14 protein-coding genes are annotated in these 17,500 nt (G+C 72.5%); 4 read left to right on the plus strand and 10 right to left on the minus strand.

The genetic code is table 11. The features are described 5' to 3' along the window. Positions 1-14: 14 nt before the first annotated feature. The 3 genes from ACZ52J_RS39865 to ACZ52J_RS39875 are packed head-to-tail and all read right to left on the minus strand — an operon-like array spanning position 15 to position 3,187. Complete coding sequence (locus ACZ52J_RS39865) at positions 15-887, minus strand: carbohydrate ABC transporter permease (RefSeq protein WP_465625991.1); 873 nt, start codon at positions 885-887, stop codon at positions 15-17. A 3-nt stretch (positions 888-890) separates the two neighbouring features. Beyond that, complete coding sequence (locus ACZ52J_RS39870) at positions 891-1,838, minus strand: carbohydrate ABC transporter permease (protein WP_465625993.1); 948 nt, start codon at positions 1,836-1,838, stop codon at positions 891-893. A gap of 5 nt (positions 1,839-1,843) precedes the next feature. Further along, positions 1,844-3,187, minus strand: coding sequence for an ABC transporter substrate-binding protein (locus ACZ52J_RS39875; RefSeq protein WP_465625995.1), 1,344 nt, complete (start codon positions 3,185-3,187; stop codon positions 1,844-1,846). A gap of 286 nt (positions 3,188-3,473) precedes the next feature. Here ACZ52J_RS39875 and ACZ52J_RS39880 point away from each other — a divergent pair, with 286 nt between their 5' ends. Continuing rightward, positions 3,474-4,496 carry a LacI family DNA-binding transcriptional regulator gene (locus ACZ52J_RS39880; RefSeq protein ID WP_465625997.1) on the plus strand — a complete coding sequence of 341 codons (1,023 nt, stop codon included), beginning with the start codon at positions 3,474-3,476 and terminating at the stop codon, positions 4,494-4,496. 59 nt (positions 4,497-4,555) lie between these two features. Here ACZ52J_RS39880 and ACZ52J_RS39885 read toward each other — a convergent pair whose 3' ends face one another. From ACZ52J_RS39885 to ACZ52J_RS39900, 4 genes are all read right to left on the minus strand, one after another. After that, on the minus strand, positions 4,556-6,379 hold the full coding sequence (locus ACZ52J_RS39885) for a glycoside hydrolase family 6 protein (RefSeq protein ID WP_465625999.1): 1,824 nt from the start codon (positions 6,377-6,379) through the stop codon (positions 4,556-4,558). A gap of 14 nt (positions 6,380-6,393) precedes the next feature. After that, positions 6,394-7,929, minus strand: coding sequence for a cellulose binding domain-containing protein (locus tag ACZ52J_RS39890; protein ID WP_465626001.1), 1,536 nt, complete (start codon positions 7,927-7,929; stop codon positions 6,394-6,396). Between the two features lie 356 nt (positions 7,930-8,285). After that, a complete protein-coding gene (gene ptsP / locus ACZ52J_RS39895) occupies positions 8,286-9,944 on the minus strand; it encodes a phosphoenolpyruvate--protein phosphotransferase (protein WP_465626003.1) in 1,659 nt (552 codons plus the stop codon). Next, positions 9,941-10,213: an HPr family phosphocarrier protein gene (locus ACZ52J_RS39900; protein WP_360508138.1), complete on the minus strand. Its 273-nt coding sequence runs from the start codon at positions 10,211-10,213 to the stop codon at positions 9,941-9,943. The genes ptsP and ACZ52J_RS39900 overlap by 4 nt, the downstream gene beginning before the upstream one ends. 338 nt (positions 10,214-10,551) lie before the next feature. Between ACZ52J_RS39900 and ACZ52J_RS39905 the strand changes: the two genes are divergently transcribed. From ACZ52J_RS39905 to ACZ52J_RS39915, 3 genes are all read left to right on the plus strand, one after another. Further along, positions 10,552-11,313, plus strand: coding sequence for a DeoR/GlpR family DNA-binding transcription regulator (locus tag ACZ52J_RS39905; RefSeq protein WP_360508141.1), 762 nt, complete (start codon positions 10,552-10,554; stop codon positions 11,311-11,313). Continuing rightward, positions 11,310-12,269, plus strand: coding sequence for a 1-phosphofructokinase (gene pfkB, locus ACZ52J_RS39910; protein WP_465626006.1), 960 nt, complete (start codon positions 11,310-11,312; stop codon positions 12,267-12,269). The genes ACZ52J_RS39905 and pfkB overlap by 4 nt, the downstream gene beginning before the upstream one ends. A 211-nt stretch (positions 12,270-12,480) precedes the next feature. Next, a complete protein-coding gene (locus ACZ52J_RS39915; RefSeq protein ID WP_465626008.1) occupies positions 12,481-14,487 on the plus strand; it encodes a PTS fructose transporter subunit IIABC in 2,007 nt (668 codons plus the stop codon). Between the two features lie 318 nt (positions 14,488-14,805). Here ACZ52J_RS39915 and ACZ52J_RS39920 read toward each other — a convergent pair whose 3' ends face one another. The 3 genes from ACZ52J_RS39920 to ACZ52J_RS39930 all read right to left on the minus strand — a co-directional run bounded on the left by ACZ52J_RS39920 (position 14,806) and on the right by ACZ52J_RS39930 (position 17,275). Then, positions 14,806-15,597: a hypothetical protein gene (locus ACZ52J_RS39920; protein ID WP_465626010.1), complete on the minus strand. Its 792-nt coding sequence runs from the start codon at positions 15,595-15,597 to the stop codon at positions 14,806-14,808. Continuing rightward, on the minus strand, positions 15,594-16,124 hold the full coding sequence (locus ACZ52J_RS39925) for a SigE family RNA polymerase sigma factor (protein WP_465626012.1): 531 nt from the start codon (positions 16,122-16,124) through the stop codon (positions 15,594-15,596). The genes ACZ52J_RS39920 and ACZ52J_RS39925 overlap by 4 nt, the downstream gene beginning before the upstream one ends. 131 nt (positions 16,125-16,255) lie before the next feature. Beyond that, entirely contained in the window at positions 16,256-17,275 is a 1,020-nt protein-coding gene (locus ACZ52J_RS39930) for an expansin EXLX1 family cellulose-binding protein (protein WP_465626014.1), read from the minus strand. Between the last annotated feature and the right edge of the window lie 225 nt (positions 17,276-17,500).

A 17,500-nucleotide genomic window follows, 5' to 3' on the forward strand; every position in this document is an offset into this window, starting at 1 on the left:
GGGGGTGAGGAGGTTCAGTTCTTGACGGCGCCGGCGGTGATGCCGCCCACGATGTGTTTGCCCAGCAGTGCGAAGACCAGTAGCAGCGGCACGGTGGAGATGAGGGCGCCGGTCAGCACGATCGCCTGGTCGACGCTGTGGTTGCCCGATCCGAGGCCGGCGAGCGCGACCTGGAGGGTGGGGTTGCCTTCCGGGGTGAGGGCGATGAAGGGCCAGAAGAAGTCGTTCCAGGCCTGGACGAAGACCAGCATGCCGAGGACGGCCATGGCGGGCCGCGCCACCGGGAAGACCACGTGCCAGACGATCCGCAGGCTGTGCGCGCCGTCCACCCGGGCGGCCTCGACCAGCTCCACCGGCAGGGCTTCGACCAGGTACTGGCGCATGAAGAAGACTCCGAACGCGGCGACCAGCGAGGGCAGCACGACCGACTGCAGCTGGTCCACCCAGCCCAGGTCGGTGATGATCTCGTACAGCGGGATGACGCTGAGCTGGGGCGGGATGGTCATGGTGGCGACCACGAGGGCGAGCAGCACGTTGCGGCCCCGGAAGGGCAGTTTGGCGAAGGCGAACCCGGCCAGGGTGGAGAACAGCACGGTGGACAGGGCTACCAGGCCGGCCACGACCGTGGTGTTGACCAGTGCCCGGCCCATGTCGACCTGGTTCCAGGCGAAGGCCAGGTTGTCGAACAGGTGCCGGCCCGGCAGCAGCGGCGCGGGTGCCTCGACCACCCGCTCGCCGGAGTGCGAGGCGGCGACCAGGTTCCAGTACAGCGGGAAGAGCGAGACCAGGGCGGCGAGCCCGAGCAGGACGTAGGTCAGCGGCCCGGCGTGGTGCTGGCGCCCGGCGGACGGACGCCACCGGGTGCGTGTCGTGGATGCGGTGCTCATGGTTCAGCCCCTCCGGCGAGGGTGACGGACGCGGACGACGAGCGCCTGTACGGCGCCCACGGACAGCAGGAGCAGCAGCATCACCCAGGCGATCGCGGAGGCCTGGCCGAGCGCCCCGGTCACCCACCCCTTCTCGTACATCAGCAGGCTGAGCGTCTGGAACTGGTTGCCGCTGCCGCCGCTGACCCCCAGGCTGCCGCCGAACAGCATGGGCTCGCCGAAGAGTTGGGTGGCGCCGATGGTGGACACCACGATGGTGAACAGGATGGTCGGGCGGATCGACGGGATGGTGACGCTGAGGAACTGCCGGGCCCGGGAGGCTCCGTCGAGTGCCGCCGCCTCGTACAGGTCCTGCGGGACGGCCTGCATCGCGGCGAGGTAGATCAGCGCGTTGTAGCCCGTCCAGCGCCAGGTGACGATCACCGAAATGGCGATCTGCGCGGGCCACTTGGAGGATTCCCAGTCCACCGGGTGGAATCCCGCCCAGCCGATCACGGTGTTGATCAGGCCGTAGTCGCTGTTGAACAGTTGGGCGAAGACCAGCGTCGCGGCGGCGATCGAGGTCGCGTACGGCGCGAGCACCGCGACCCGCAGGAAACCCCGGCCGCGCATCTCGTAGTTGAGCAGATGGGCCAGGCCCAGGGCGAGCAGCAGCTGCGGCACGGTGGAGATCACGCCGATGGTGAAGGTGTTGCCGAGCGCGTTCCAGAAGAAGTCGCTGTCCCACAGGGCGGTGTAGTTGCGCAGGCCGAGCCACTGGGCCTCGCCGCCGAGCTCGACCCGGTGCAGGGAGAGCCAGCCGGTGTAGACCAGCGGGAAGAGGCCGAAGGCCGCGAAGCAGAGGAAGAACGGCGCGACGAAGGCGTACGGCGCGGCGCGGACGTCCCAGCGGTACAGCCTGCTGCGCCAACGCGGCCTGATTGATGGGGTGTTGGGGGCGATGAGGTCCACCGTGACTACTTCTGGATCTTGTCGTCGATCAGCTTGTTGACGTTGGCCCACGCCTGCGCGGGATCGGTGCCGCGTTGCTCGATGTCGAGGATGCCGTTGTCGGTGATGAAGGTCTTCACCTGGCCGTCCCAGCGGCTGATCGGGACGGCCTTGATGCCGGCGGCGGCCTCCGAGTAGATCCGGCCGACCGGGGTGTCGCCGAAGAACGGCAGGGTGGCGTTCCGGACGGCGGGGGAGGAGAGGGTCTCCTTGGTGGAGGGGATGTTGCCGTTGACGCCGAAGACCTTCGCGTGCTGCGCGGGCGCGGTCAGCCAGGCCGCGAGCTCGGCGGCCTCCTTGACGTGCGGGCCGGACTTCGGGACGGCCAGGAAGGAACCGCCCCAGTTGCCCGCGACCGGGGCGGGGGCGATGTCCCACTTGCCCTGGTTCTCCTGGCCGGCCTGGTCCTTGATGATCCCGGTCATCCAGCTCGGGCAGGCGACGGTGGCGAACCTGTTGTTCTTGAAGCCCGCGTTCCAGGTGCCCTTCTCGTCGAACTGCCGCAGTTTGGCGGTGAGTCCGCCGGTGGCGGCGCTGGTGGCGACGGACCAGGCCTGCTTCACCCCGGGACTGTTCCGGTAGTCCAACTCGCCCTTGGCGTCCGCGTACTGGACCGGCTCGCTGGAGACGACGGCGTTGAAGAGGCCGCTGGCGGAGTCGTGGAACGCGGTGCCCTCGGGGGCCTTCGCCTGGTAGGCGCGCCCGGCTTCGAGGAACTTGTCCCAGCTGCCGGCCCAGAGCGCGCCGACCTGCGCGCGGTCGGTCGGCAGTCCGGCCTTGGCGAACAGGTCCTTGTTGTAGCAGATGGCCATCGGGCCGATGTCGGTGCCGAGGCCGATCACCTTGCCGTCCGCCGTGGTGGCCTGCTTCACCTTCCAGTCCAGGAAGGCGCCGAGGTCCGCGCCGCCCGTCTTGCCGAGGTCCGCCCACTTGCCCGCCAGGGCGGGCCCGGTGGCCTCGGCGATGTAACCGACCTCGACGGCCTGGATGTCGGCGAGTCCGCTGTCCCGGGAGAGTCGCAGCTTGAGCGTGTCCCAGTACTTCTGGCCGTCGGCCACGTTGGACTCGACGATCTTGATGCCGGGGTGCAGCTTCTCGTACTCGGCGTAGAGCTTGGCGCCGGTGTCGTTGTCGTAGCCGAAGGATCCGAAGGTGCCGATCCGCAGGGTGACGGTGCCGCTTGCGCCGTCGGCCTTCGTGCCGGTGCCGCCGCCGCTGCCACAGCCGGCCAGGAGGGCGGTGCCCGCGGCCAGGGCGATGAGCGCGGTGAGGCGTCGACGTCTGGTGGTGGTGGTGCCGGTGGTGCGCATTCCACTCTCCTCGTCCGGGGGTGGTGTCGTCCGGGGGTGGTACGTGGGCTCGCCGGTGGTGGCCCATGGAGGCATGGGAGCGCTCCCACGCCATGTCGGAAGGTTCCTGCCTCAGCTGATCCGGTGTCAAGAGGTGAAGTCGAATTGCCCTCAGGCGCACCGCCGTTGGCACGCCACCGTCACTTCCTGAACGCGGCCGAGCCATGGCGGTGCCGCGCCCCGGTGATCTACGATCCTCTGCCAAGCGGGCGCGAGACCGACGGCGGCGACGGAGGGCACGGGGGCAGTGAGCAGACGGCAGACCGGAAGGCCGACCCTGGAGGAGGTCGCGGCCCGGGCCGGGGTCGGGCGCGGCACGGTGTCGCGGGTGATCAACGGCTCGTCGCGGGTGAGTGAACAGGCGAGGGAGGCGGTGGGCCGGGCCATCGCGGAGCTTGGCTACGTGCCCGACCGGGCGGCCCGGGCGCTGGCCGGCAGCCGGACGGACGCGGTCGCGCTGGTCGTACCGGAGACCGAGGCGCGGCTGTTCGCGGAGCCGTACTTCCTGGACATCATCCGTGGGGTGAGTGCCGAACTCGGCGCGGCGGACAAGCAGTTGCTGCTCACGCTGATCCGCACCGAGCAGGAGCGGCAGCGCTTCGAGCAGTACCTCGCCGCGCAGCGGGTGGACGGCGTGCTGCTGGTCTCCGTCCACCGGGACGACCCGCTGCCGGACCAGGTGCGCGCGCTGGGCCTGCCGGCCGTGCTGAACGGGCGCCGTTCGCCGCAGGAGCCGGTGGCGTACGTCGACTCCGACAACGTGGGCGCGGGCCGCTCGGCGGTGGAGCACCTGGCCGGGCGTGGGCGCCGTCGCATCGCCACCATCACCGGCCCGCTGGACATGGACGCCGCGCACGGCCGCTTGGCCGGCTACCGCCAGGGGCTGGCGGCGGCCGGCCTGCCGGCGGACGAACACCTCGTCGCCACCGGTGACTTCACGGAGGACGGCGGCCGCCGGGCGATGCGCGAGCTGCTGGAGCGCTGCCCCGACGTGGACGCGGTGTTCGCCGCCTCCGACCTGATGGCGGTCGGCGCCCTCGCCGTCCTGCGGGCCAGAGGCCTGGACGTGCCCGGCGACGTCGCGCTGGTGGGCGTCGACGACTCGCCGGTGGCCCGCCACCTCGACCCGCCGCTGACCAGCGTCCGCCAGCCGATCGAGGAGATGGGCCGCACGATGGCCGGGCTCCTGCTGCGGCAGATCGCGGGGGAGGACACCGAGCCGTCCCGCCTGGTGCTGCCGACGGAGCTGGTGGTGCGGGAGTCCTCCTGACCGGCCGGCCGTCCGGAGCCGCGCGGGGCTCCGGACGGCCGGGGGTGCTCAACGCCGTGTCACAGCGCCGGGTACGCGTTCTTCAGCAGCTCCTGGAACTGGGCGGAGAACCACTCGCCGGACAGCGGCGCGTCCGGCAGCGCACCGGACATGTGGTTGTTGTTCCTCGGGTTACCGGTGTACGTCGGGTCGCACATCCCGTCGAAGCCCTTGCCGTCGTTGTTCGGGATCTGCTTGCTGGCCCCGTCCGACTCGCCCGGAGGCTTCATCCAGACGTACGCGTCGATGCCCGGCGCCGGGGCAGCCTGCGGCCGTTCGCCGAGGCCCGCGCCCGCCTGGTTGCACCAGTTGCCGGTGTTCAGCCGCCGGTCGTAGCGCCCACCGTCGACATAGGCGTCGACGCTGGTGCGCGGCCCGGGACCGGCCGGCCGGGCGGCGCCGCCCCAGCCGTTGCGCGAGGTGTCGATCAGCATGCCGAGGTTGGGGTCGAAGCCCAGCGAGACCAGCTTGGTGCGCAGCCCCTGCGCGTAGGAGAGCTCGTCGACGTACCGGTTCCAGTCCACCCACTTGGACTGGCGGACGGAGGTGCCGTTGACGCTGTCGTCGATGGTGAAGTTGTCCTCCTTGAGCGCGCTGTAGTTCGCGGTGTTGACGATGAAGCCGTGGACGTTGGCGACGGTGGAGCCCTCGGCGGTCGCCGCCTGCTTGAACAGCTCGGCGGACGCGCCGAGGTTGTCGTCCCAGCCGAGCCAGCCGTGGTGGCCGGCGTCGGCGTAGTTGTAGACGTTGGGGATGGCGCCGAGCTTCTTGAGGGCGTAGCCGATGCCCTTGATGTAGTTGCCGTTGGCCTTCATCACGTCGCAGGTGGGAGTGGCGGTGGCACGCGGCGTGGTGTTGGTGACCAGGTTCGGCAGCGAGTCGAGCTCGACGGTGGTGACGATCCGCAGGCCGGCGTACTTGGGGTCGGCGAGGATGGCCGCGATCGGGTCGATGAACTCCGTCCTGTACCGGTCGATCTCGGTCGGACCGAGTTCGCCGTTGGAGGAGAGGGCGGCGCAGTCCCGGCCGGGCAGGTCGTAGACCACCAGCTGGACGACGAGCTCGCCGCTGCCCTTCTGGCGCAGCGCCTCGTCGAGGTGGGCGCGCAGCCCCATCCTGCCGTTGGCGCCGGCGATGGCGGCGATCCGGTCCAGCCAGATGCCGGTGGGCTGGCCGGCGACCTTGGCGCCGCCGGGCTCGGCGGCGGCGTGCGCGGACCACTCGGGGTTCACGTAGACCTTCGCGCCGGCGTACGGGTTGTCGACGCGGGTGCCGGGCTGGGTGGTGGGTGTGCCCGTCGGGGTGCCCGTGGGCGTGGCCGTGGGAGTGCTCGTCGGCGTGCCGGTGGGAGTGGGGGTCGGCGTCGTGGTGGCGCCGTTGCAGAGCACGCCGTTGAGCTTGAAGGCGGTGGGCACCGGGTTCGTGCCGCTGTAGGAGCCGTTGAAGCCGAAGGAGGTGGAACCGCCGGTCGTCAGGCTGCCGTTGTACGAGACGTTACGGGCGGTGGCGGCGGCCCCGGACTGGCTGATGGTCGCGTTCCAGCCCTGGGTGACCTGCTGGTTGCCGGCGAAGGTCCACTCCAGCGTCCACGAGCTCAGCGGGTCACCGGTGTTGGTGACGACGACGTTGGCGCCGAAGCCGGTGTCCCACTGGTTGGAGACCTGGTAGTCGACCCGGCAGCCGGCCGCGGCGGCGCCGGCCGAGGTGGACAGCACGGTGGCGGTGGCGCCGGTCGCGGTGAGCAGGCCGAGGGCGGCGAGCAGGGCGGTCCGGCTGCTGCGCAACCGGTTGACGGTGGTGTGCGTGTGCGTGTGCGTGGTGCGGGTGGGGGTGGTGCGGCTCATGGTGGGGGTCCCTTTCAGTGTCCGTCGAGGGCGCGCAGGTGGTCGCGCAGTCCGAGGCCGAAGGCGGTGGGAGTGCCGTCGTAGCGGCTGATCAGGGCGGGGCCCGAGGAGCAGTCCCAGGTGTTCCAGGTCCAGCCCAGGTAGGAGAGCCCGCGGTCGTCGGACCACTTCATGACGCGGTCGACGAACGCGTGTCCGCAGGTGTTCTCGCCGATCTCGCCCGCCACGAGCGGGACCCGGGCGGCGACCGGGGCCAGGGTGGAGGTCCAGCAGGCTTCGTCGGCGCAGGAGTTGAAGTTGTAGATGTGCCAGGCGGCGGCCAGATCGCCGGTCGGGTCCGAGGGGGCGTGGGCGAGCCAGCCGCTCAGGTCGTTCGCGTAGGCGATGCCGGGGACGAGCACGACGTTGCGCGAGCCGGTGGCGCGGACGGCGTCGAGGAGGTCCTGCATGCCGGCCACCTCGTAGCCGATGCCCGGGCAGGTGCCGCCGTCGCGCCAGCAGGCCCAGGCCTGCTCGGTGGTGGCGGTGGCCCGGTCCGGGTAGGGCTCGTTGAACAAGTCGAAGACCACCCGGCGGTCGTCCTTGAAGGTGTTCGCCACCGAGGTCCAGAACGCCGGGGCGTAGCGGGCGTCCGGCATCGGCTTCTGGCAGGAGGCGTGCACGTCCGGGCAGCCCGCCGAGTTGCCGGTGTACTGGCCGTACGTCCAGTGGAGTTCGACCACGGGGGTCATCCCGTGCGCGAGGACGCGGGTCACCAGTTCCTTGACGGCGTCGACATAGGCGGCGCCCCGGTACTCGGGCCGGATGTCGTCCAGGCCGAGCCAGCACTCCTCGTTGAGCGTGATCCGGACGGTGTTGGCCTTCCAGTCCGCGATGGCCTGGACGGCGGCGTCGTCCACCGGGCCGTCGAAGATGCCGTGGCCCTGGACGCACATGAACTCACCGCCGGAGCGATTGACGCCGAGCAGGCGGCGGGTGGCGCCGCTCGGGTCGGTCAACCGGTTGCCGCTGACGCTCAGTTCGGGCGCACCGGCGGTCGGGGCAGGGGTGGTGGTCGGGGTCGCGGTGCTGGTCGAGGTCGGGGTGCTGGTCGGGGTCGGGGTGTCGGTCGGGCCGGGGGATGACCCCGAACCGGTCGAGCAGGCAAGGCCGTTGAGAGTGAACCCGGCCGGGTCGGGGTTGGCGCCGGACCAGGAGGCGATGATGCCGAGGGTGACGCTCGTGCCGGTCCCGAGCGAGCCGTTCCAGCTCTCGTTCGTGGCCGTGACGTCGGTGCCGGACTGGGACCAGGTGGCGCCCCAGCCCTGGGTGAGGTGCTGGCCACCGGTGAAGTGGAAGCCGAGGCTCCAACCACTGCTCGGTGCACCGTTGTTGGTGATGACGACGGAGGCCTGGAAGCCGCCGGCCCACTGGTTGACCGTGGAGTAGTCCACGGAGCAGCCGAACGGAGCGGCAGTGCCCGGGCCCGCACCCGCCGCGGCGGACACGGCACTCACCAGGGCGAGGACCGCGCCGCCGAACAGCGCTGTGAGGGGTGGGGGGTGTCGCATGAGCGACTCCTTGCAGCGAGGACGCGCCGCTCCCGGCACGTCGACTGACGGAATCGCTCCCACTGGTGGGCACTGACCGTAGCGCCAACTGCCGCAAAGGAAAAGAGGAGTTGCCGGGATTGGTGAGCGGAAGTGTTCGACTCTTCAAGCCTCTTGACCGGCTCACGGGGATCCCGCACAGTGGGAGCGCTCCCACTGGTCAAGCACTGTCGTAAGAACGCCGTGCGGCCGTCCACGGCGCGACCGCATCCGGTCGTGGGCGGGGCACGGTGCCCGCGGATCCTGTCACCCCGTGGGAATGTCGGGCCGACCGCTTGAGGGAGGACGAGACGACCGCCCGATGTCGGAGGAGCGGATCAGTGTCCCGTCATGCGCGACCGGACCGTGCTGCGCGCGGTGGCGGCGTCGTCGGCGAGCAGGGCCGTTTCGGCGAGTTCGCGGCACTGCGCGAGGGTGTGGGCGGCCAGCGCCGCCCGCACCTCGGGTAGCGAGGCGGGTGCGGCGGACAGGCTGGTGATCCCGAGGCCGACCAGGACGAGGGCGAGTGCCGGGTCGGCGGCGGCCTCGCCGCAGACGCCGATCGGACGGCCGTGCTCGGCCGCGGATGCGGCGGCGGTGGCGACCAGTCCGAGCAGGGCGGGCTGCCAGGGATCGAGCAGCTCGGCGAGCGTGCCGAGCGTCCGGTCGGCCGCGAAGGCGTACTGGGCCAGGTCGTTGGTGCCGATGCTGAAGAAGTCGCAGAACTCGGCCAGCCGGTCGGTCCGCAGGGCGGCTGCCGGGACCTCGATCATCGCGCCGGCCTGCGGCAGTCCGTGTGCGCGGACCAGGGCGGCGAACTCCGCGGCCTCACGCGGGATCGAGACCATCGGGGCCATCACCCAGACCTGCGCGGTGCTGTCTTCGGCGGCCTGGGCGATCGCGGCGAGCTGGGTCTCCAGGAGCTGCGGGTCGCGGATGGCCGTCCGCAGACCGCGGACGCCCAGCGCCGGGTTCTCCTCGTCGGTGGAGCTCGCGAAGGGCAGCGGCTTGTCCGCGCCCGCGTCGAGCGTGCGGACGATGACACGGCGGCCGGCGAAGGCCGCGAAGACCTTCCGGTAGGCGGCGGCCTGCTCGGCGCGGCCCGGTGCCTCGATGCGGTCCAGGAAGAGGAACTCGGTGCGGAACAGGCCCACGCCCTCGGCATCGGCGGCGGCCGCGCCGGCCAGTTCGTGGGGCGCGCCGAGGTTGACCAGCAGCGTGACCGGGTGGCCGTCCGCGGTCCGGCCCGGTCCCCGGAATCCGGCCAGCCGCTCGCGGCGACGGCGCTCGTGCTCGCCGGCCCGGTCGACCGCCTCCGGACTCGGATCGGGCTCGACCACGCCGTCCGCGCCGTGCACCAGGACCTGCCGGCCGTCCTGGAGCGCCGCGGCGCCGGCGCAGCCGACCACGGCGGGCAGGCCGAGCGCCTTGGCGAGGATGGCGGTGTGGCTGGTCGGCCCGCCGCGGACGGTGACGAGGGCCAGCACCCGTTCGGGGTCGAGCAGGGCGGTGTCGGCGGGTGCCAGGTCGTCGGCGACCAGGACGTAGGGGTGACCGGGGTCGGGCAGGCCGGGCACGGGCAGACCGAGCAGGTGGGCCACGGCGCGGTCGCGCAGGTCGTCCAGGTCGGCGGTGCGTTCCGCGAAGTACCCGCCGGCGGCGGCCAGCGCGGTGCGGAAGCCGTCGAAGGCGGCGGCGAGCGCGTGGGCGCCGTCGGTGCCCTGCTCGGCGAGGGCGGCCGCCCGGTCGGCGAGGGCCGGGTCGGCGGCCATCATGCCCTGGGCGGCGAGCACCTCGGAGCCGGGGCCGCTCGTGCGGGCGGCGCGCTCGTCCAGGTCGGCGACGACCGCGCCGAGGGCGGCGCGGACGGCCTCGGCCTCGGCCGCAGGGTCGGTGACAGGCCTCGGTGCGGGCAGCGTCGGTGCGGATGCCATCCGGGCGACGGGGCCTGCGGCACTGCCGCGGCCGACGCCGATCCCGCGCATCGGGCGGCTCATGCCGTTGCGTCGAGGTCGGAGGCGAGCAGGTCGGCGAGCGCCTTGAGTGCGTCCTGGGCTCCGTCGCCGGAGGCGGTGAGCTCGAGGGTCTCGCCGCGGCCGGCGGCCAGGGCGAGGACGGAGAGCAGGCTGCGGGCGTCGACCGGGGTCTGGCCCGGGCGGCCGACGGTGACCTTGGCCGGCTGCAGGGCGGCAGCCCGGACGAACTGGGACGCCGGGCGGGCGTGCAGGCCGCTCTCGGTGCCGACGGTGACCTGGATCGAGTGCATCGGGATTCCTCGGGGGACGATCGCCGGTCCGGGTGGGAGCCGGATCGGCGGGAAGTTGGGCACGGTGGCCCGCGCGGAGGGTGAAGCGCGGGCCACCGTGTTCGTGCCCGGGTCTTCGCGGTACGGGGGCAGTGGCGAAGACCGGGCAGTTCGTGGTTTCACGCCCGTTGGCGTGTTGTTTCGATTGGTTCTACGCCCGGTTACCGAGGGATGTCAACACATTCGGGCAGTCCGTCGCTGGCGAACCGGAGGCTGAACGAGCTCTTGCTTTTTCGGTCCGAGCGCGTATGGTCGGGCCTCGTCAGGCGTGAACGGACATGAAACGGACGCAAACCCACATGTATGCACCCGAGCGGCAGCAACAGATCCTCCGCCTTGTCCAGGAACTGGGCAGGGTGGACGTGCCGACGCTCGCCGAGGACTTCGGCGTCACGCAGGAGACCATCCGGCGTGACCTGAGCGCTCTGGACCGGGCCGGTCTGCTGCATCGGGTGCACGGCGGCGCGCTGCCCGCCGGCGCCCTGCACCTGGAGCCCGGCCTGGCCGAACGGGACTCCACCGCCGCGGCCGAGAAGGAGCGCATCGCCAAGGCGGCCCTGGCCCTGCTGCCCAGCGAGGGCAGCGTGATCCTGGACGCCGGGACGACCGTCTCCCGGCTGGCCGGCCTGCTGCCCGCCGACTGCGCCCTCACGGTCGTCACCAACGCTCTCCCGGTCGCAGCCCGGCTGGCCGACCATCCGGAGCTCGCCCTCCACCTGGTCGGCGGGCGGCTGCGCCACCGCACGCAGGCCGCCGTCGACGCCTGGGCACTGCGCGACCTGGCCGACATCCACGCCGACGTCGCGGTGGTCGCCACCAACGGCTTCTCCCCGGAGGGGGGCCTTTCGACGCCGGACCTCGCCGAGGCGGCCGTCAAACGGGCCATGCTCGCCGGTGCCCGGCGGGTGGTCCTGGTGGCCGACTCCTCCAAGTACGGCGCCCGCCACTTCGCGCGGTTCGGCTCGCTGGACCAGGTGGACGTACTGGTCACGGACACCGGACTGACCGACGAGCAGGCCGCCGAGATCGAGAACCACGGACCGGAAGTCATCCGCGCATGATCGTCACCATCACCCCGAACCCCAGCCTCGACCGCACCTACGAGCTGGGAACGCTCGCCCTGGGCGAGGTCAACCGAGCCGGGCACGACCGGCTCGACCCGGGCGGCAAGGGCGTCAACGTCTCCCGCGCGCTCACGGTCGCCGGACACCGCACCAGCGCCGTGCTCCCCCTGGGCGGCGCATCCGGGCAGGTGCTCGCCGACCTCCTGCGCCGCCAGGGCATCGACGTCGCGGCGGTCGCGATCTCGGGCGACACCCGGATCAACGTCTCGATCGCCGAGGACGGCGGCAGCCTCACGAAGATCAACGCGGTGGGCCCCGAGCTCAGTGCCGCCGAGTCGGCCGCGCTGCTGGCCCGCGTCCGCGACGCCCAGCACACCGGACAGGGCACCGGGACCGGCGTGGACTGGCTGGCCTGCTGCGGCAGCCTGCCGCGCGGACTGGCGCCCGAGTGGTACGCCGAGCTGGTCGCGCAGGTGCACTCGGGCGGTGCCCGGATCGCGCTGGACACCTCCGGTCCCGCGCTGGTCGCCGCGCTCTCGGCCCGCCCCGACGTGGTCAAGCCCAACCGGGAGGAACTCGCGGAGGCCGTGGGCCGCCGGGTCGCCACCGTCGGCGACGCCGTGGACGCGGCCGGGGAGCTGCGCAGGTGCGGCGCCCAGCAGGTCCTCGCCAGCCTCGGCGCGGACGGGATGCTGTTGATCGCCGAGGAGGGCAGCTGGTACGGCAGCGCACCGGTCGCCGCCGTACGCAGCGACGTGGGCGCGGGCGACGCCTCACTCGCGGGCTTCCTCGGAGCCGGTGGCACCGGCCCCGGGGCACTCGCGGCGGCCTTGGCGCACGGCGCCGCCGCCGTACAACTGCCGGGGAGCGTCATGCCGACCCCGGCGGACCTGGACCCGGCCGTCGTGGTCGTGACAGCGGACATTCCGCTCGAACGACCGCTTCGCGGTTGAGAACGGCCCTCCCGGTGGGAGGGCACCGACGGACGGACGTCGAACGCGGCGCCGGCGCGGCCACTGCGACCCAGCAGGCCGAGCGGGCACCGCGCAGGCGAACGTCCGGCGCCTCCTGCCGGAGGCACCACGCCCGACCGTGTGGGACGGAAGGGCGACCATTCCCGGGGGCAAGGGAACACTCTCAGGCACCAGTCGAAGGACCGACACGATGAGCGACACCAGCGGACTGATCACACCCGCACTCGTTGATCTCCACCTCGCCCCCCAGGACAAGAGCGAAGCGCTTCGCGCCCTCGCCCAGCGGCTGGTCGCCGAGGGCCGGGTCACCGACCTCGAGGCCTTCCTCGCCGACGTCGCCGCCCGCGAGGACCAGGCCCCGACCGGGATGGGCGACGGCATCGGCATCCCGCACTGCAGATCACCCCATGTCACGCGACCGAGCCTGGCCTTCGGCCGCAGCGCCAGGGGCGTGGACTTCGACGCCCCGGACGGACGGCCCGCCGACCTGGTCTTCATGATCGCGGCACCGGCCGGCGCGGACGACACCCACCTGCAGATCCTCGCCGCGTTGGCCCGCAGGCTGATGGACCCCGCTTTCACCGGTGCCCTGCGCGACGCCGAGAGCCCGGGCGCGGTCGCGGCCCTGATCAACGGCGAGGAGGCACCGGCGGCTACCCCGCAGCCGGCCGCCGCTCAGGAGCCGGTCACCGCTCAGGAGCCGGTCACCGAGGGCGGGCTGCGGCTGGTCGCGGTGACCTCCTGCCCGACCGGCATCGCCCACACCTACATGGCCGCCAAGGCCCTGGAACTGGCTGCCGCCCGGGTCGGCGCGCGGATCCAGGTCGAGACCCAGGGCTCGGCCGGGACGACGCTGCTGGCCCCCGAGGTGATCGCGGCCGCGGACGCGGTGATCTTCGCCCATGACGTCGAGGTCCGGGACCGCGCCCGCTTTGCCGGCAAGCCGACCGTGGACGTGGGCGTGAAGGCTGCCGTCAACCGCGCCGACGACCTCATCGCGCAGGCCGCCGGGCTGGTCGCCGGGGTCGGCAGCGGCGCACGTACCGCCGCAGACCGGGTCGCCGCACCGAAGGCACCGGCGGGCGAGCACTGGGCCCAGCGACTGCGCACCTACCTGATGACGGGCGTCAGTTACATGATTCCCTTCGTCGCGGCCGGTGGACTGTTGATCGCCCTCGCCTTCGCGATCGGCGGCTACCAGATCGCCTCCGCCCCGTCCGTGCTGGGCCACTTCGACTGGACTTCCTCGCACAGCTGGGCGGCGATGCTGTTCCAGACCGGCAAGATCTCCTTCGGCTTCCTGGTCCCGATCCTCTCCGGATACATCGCCTGGGCGATCGCGGACCGGGCAGCACTGGCGGCCGGCATCGCCGGCGGTGCCGTCTCGGTGGCAGTCGGCGCGGGCTTCCTCGGCGGCATGGTGTCAGGCCTGGTCGCGGGCTTCCTGGTGCTGTGGATGATCCGCTGGAACGTGCCGCGGGCGGTCAGGGGCATCATGCCGGTCGTGGTGATCCCGCTGTTGTCGGTGGCGGTGGTCGGCTTCCTGATGTTCGTGGTGGTCGGCTCGCCGATCGCCTCGGCGATGAACGGCCTGACCGACTGGCTGAACGGCCTCTCCGGCTCCAACGCGATCCTGCTCGGTCTGCTGCTCGGCGCGATGATGGCCTTCGACATGGGCGGCCCGCTCAACAAGGTCGCCTACACCTTCGCGGCCGGTGCGCTCACCGCCGCGGGCACCACCCCCGACGCCGGCAGCCTCAAGGTGATGGCTGCCGTGATGGCCGCCGGCATGACCCCGCCGCTCGGCATGGCCCTGGCGACCGTCGTCCGGCGCAAGCTGTTCAGCCCCGAGGAGCGGGAGAACGGCAAGGCTGCCTGGGTGCTCGGCGCGTCGTTCATCACCGAGGGTGCGATCCCGTTCGCGGCGGCCGATCCGCTGCGGGTCATCCCGGCGAACATGGTCGGCAGCATGACCGCCGGTGGCCTGGTGATGGCCTTCGGCTCCACCCTGCGTGCACCGCACGGCGGAATCTGGGTGCTTCCGCTGATCGGCAGCCCGTTCCTGTACCTGATCGCGGTCGCTGCGGGCACGGTGGTCACCACGGCAGTGGTCGTCCTGCTCAAGGGGATGCGCAGGCCCGCCACCTCGGCGGCTCCGGACTCCCTCGCCACCGAGAAGGAGCTGGTCGGCGCCTGACCGACGGCCCGCGAGGTGCCTTCGCAAGGTGCCTTCGTGGGGTGCCTTCGTGAGGTGCCTTCGTGAGGTGCGTCCGGCAGTGATCCGGCGGGCCGGAGTCCGGGCCGGTTCGGGGCGCCCGCTCAGTCGAGCGGGCGCCCCGTTCGCGTCCGCGAAGGGGAGCGCGGACAGCCTTCGGCGGCGTTCCTCCCCGATCCGGCGGGAGGAACGCGGAGCCCATGCGCGAACCGGCAGGCTGCTGTGTGAGCGTGCACGTAGGCCGGAAAGCGGCCCGTGTGCACGCTCACACGGGCCGCTTCCGGAGAAACCGTCCAGCCGTCACCGGCCCGGGGGGAAGCCTCCCCAGACGGACGCGGAGCCACCCGCGGACTGGGCGTCGATGCGGTAGCCGTCGTTCGCGGAGGTGCGCACGCCGGTGGCGTGGTTGTACTGGCCGGCGAACTCGTGCTGCCCGGCCGGGACGGAACGGCCCGGCTTGAGCACCCAGCGGTAGACCAGTGCGCCGCCGGTCTCCTGGACGGTGACGGTGAAGTCGTCGTCGGGCAGGGTCCGCCAGTTGCCGGTGTCGCGCACGTCGCCGGTCTGCGCGACGCGCAGTTCGACCGTGAGCGAGGTGAGCGGCTGGGTGGTCCTGAGGGTGAGGTTGCTCTGGGCCCAGTAGACGCTGCTGTGCGGGTCGACCGACCCCTCCGACCACAGCGGGCCGTTCTGGGCCCGGCTGCTCGCCGACGGGGTCGGGCGAGGGCCGACCGGGGTGCCGGTGGGCGGCGTGGTGGTCGCCGGGGCCGGTGCCGGGGCGGCGGTCGGGGGAGCGGACCGCGTCGGCGTCGACGTGATCGTCGGCGAGGGGGCGGCCGGTGCGGTGGTGGCGGTGTCCGACGGCGGCGGGGTCCGGACGATGGCGGCCACGGCGAGTCCGCCGGTGGCCAGGACGCCGGCGGTGGCGAGGCCCGCGAGCGCGACCCTGGGCCATGACCGCAGGCCCGACCGCGCACGGTGACGGACGGCGGGACCGGCCGCGCCGCGCTGCACGCGGGCCAGCATCCGTGCGGGGTCGGGGTGGTGGGCCTCGGCGGCCTCGCGCAGCTGCCGGGCGATGTGCTCGTTCACCGGTTCCTCCTTCCTGCCGTCAGTTCGCCGACCGCTCGTGCGCCGAGTGCTCTCTCCAGCTCGGCCATCCCCTTTGAGGTCTGGCTCTTCACCGTACCGACCGATATGCCCAGCGCCGCGGCGGTGTCCTTCTCCGAGAGGTCGAAGGCGTGCCGTAGCACCACGCACGCCCGCTTGCGGAACGGTAGCCGGGCGAGCGCCGCACGGACGTCCAGCACGGCGGCCACGTCCGGTCCGTCGGTCTTCTCGGGGCTCCGGGTCCAGAACAGCAGGACGCGGCGCCGTTCGCGGACCGCGCTGCGGATCCGGGCCCGGGCCATGTTGGCGACCACTCCGCGGGCGTAGGCGAGCGGGTGGTCGGCCGCACGGAGCCGGTCCCAGCGTTGCCACAGGGCGAGCAGGGCGTCCGCGGCGAGATCGTCCGCCGCGTCCGTCTCGCCGGTCAGGAGGTGGGCGAGACGGGCGAGTTCGGCGTAGTGGCGTTCGAAGAAGTCGTGGAATTCCGCGGACGTGTCATCGAGGAGCATTTCCCCCGGTCGCCCTCTCCCTGCAATGTGAACGTTAACAGTCGGCATGAGACTAGCAGTGCCCGTTCCCGGGGCGGGGCGGTCCCCGCCCCGGAGGGTCACGCCCGCAGGCCGACAGACGGGCGGCGCGGTCAATGCCGGGCGAACTGCACGCGGGTCGGTTGGACGACGTCCGGCTTCACGGCGAGCCCATCGACGGTCTGCTGCTCGCCGTAGATGTCGGTGACCCTGATCGATCCGCCGCATCCGCTGCCGTCGGGGGAGAGGAAGTAGTTGTAGTCGGTGCGGGACAGCTGCCGCCAGCCGCCGCCGGTCCGCACCTCCAGCGTCGCCACCGGGTTCCGGTGGCCGATCACCTGGATCCCGCACCACCACTGGCTGGACCCGGTCTTGTACCGGATCGACATGGTGTCCGGCGCCGTGACGGGGCTCAGCAGCGTCCAGGTGATCGGGAGCCGGCCCACCGACAGCTCCGCGAGCTTGCCGAAGGCCTCGTGGCTCAGGTCGAGCTGCCCGGGCGCGCAGGGCAGCGGGCACTCGTTGACGATCCGCACCGTGATGCTCGCCCCGTTGGCGGCGCGGACGAGCACGTACGCCCCGCAGGCACTGGACGACTCGTAGTCGGTGTGGTTCATCGCCGCGATCATGAGGTCGCCGGACGGGCCGAACGAGCAGGCGCCGTTGCCGTCGGCCGCGTCGTAGGACGTGGCGACGCCCGGGTAGCTCGACCCCGGCTTGATCCGCCCGGCCGGGGACGTCGTGACCGGTGCCGTGCGGGCACCGCCGGCGGCGGCCGAGGGTGACGCCGTGGCCGTGGCCGTGGTGGTCGACGGTCGCGGCGTGGGGGTGGGCGTGGCCGACGGCGACGGGGTGACGGTGGCCGAGGGCGGGGGGCTGGTGGCCGGCGACGGCGACGCCGAGGGCGTGGCTTCGACCGGGACACCGGTACCGGGCGGAGCGCTCGGCTCGGTGACCGCGACGGAGGCGGCCGCCGGTTGCGCGGCGTCGGGGCCGGGACCGCCCCCGTTCCCCGTGAGGAGCGCGAGGGCCAGGCACACCAGCACGCCGACGGCCGCCACTGCCAACGGAATGCCCACGATCAGTCCTTGCCTTCGCCGCGCCCGCGGGTCGGCGTGCTTCGTTGCCCTCATGCCCATCCAATTCCGGTAGATCGAGTCGACGTTGCACCACTCAGTGGCCGCCGAGGACGGAAAGGTTGCCGGTCCGGCACCGATGGCCCGGCTTCTTTCCGTGGCCGGCCCGCGGGCGGGCGGTGACGGCGCGGGGGCACGAGCCCCCCGGGGGGCCCCAGGGGGGCAGGAGGGGTTGCGCTCACCCCAGCCCAGCCGCCGATTCCAAGGAGAGACCACCCAAAG

The organism is Kitasatospora sp. NPDC034035 (assembly GCF_055575755.1).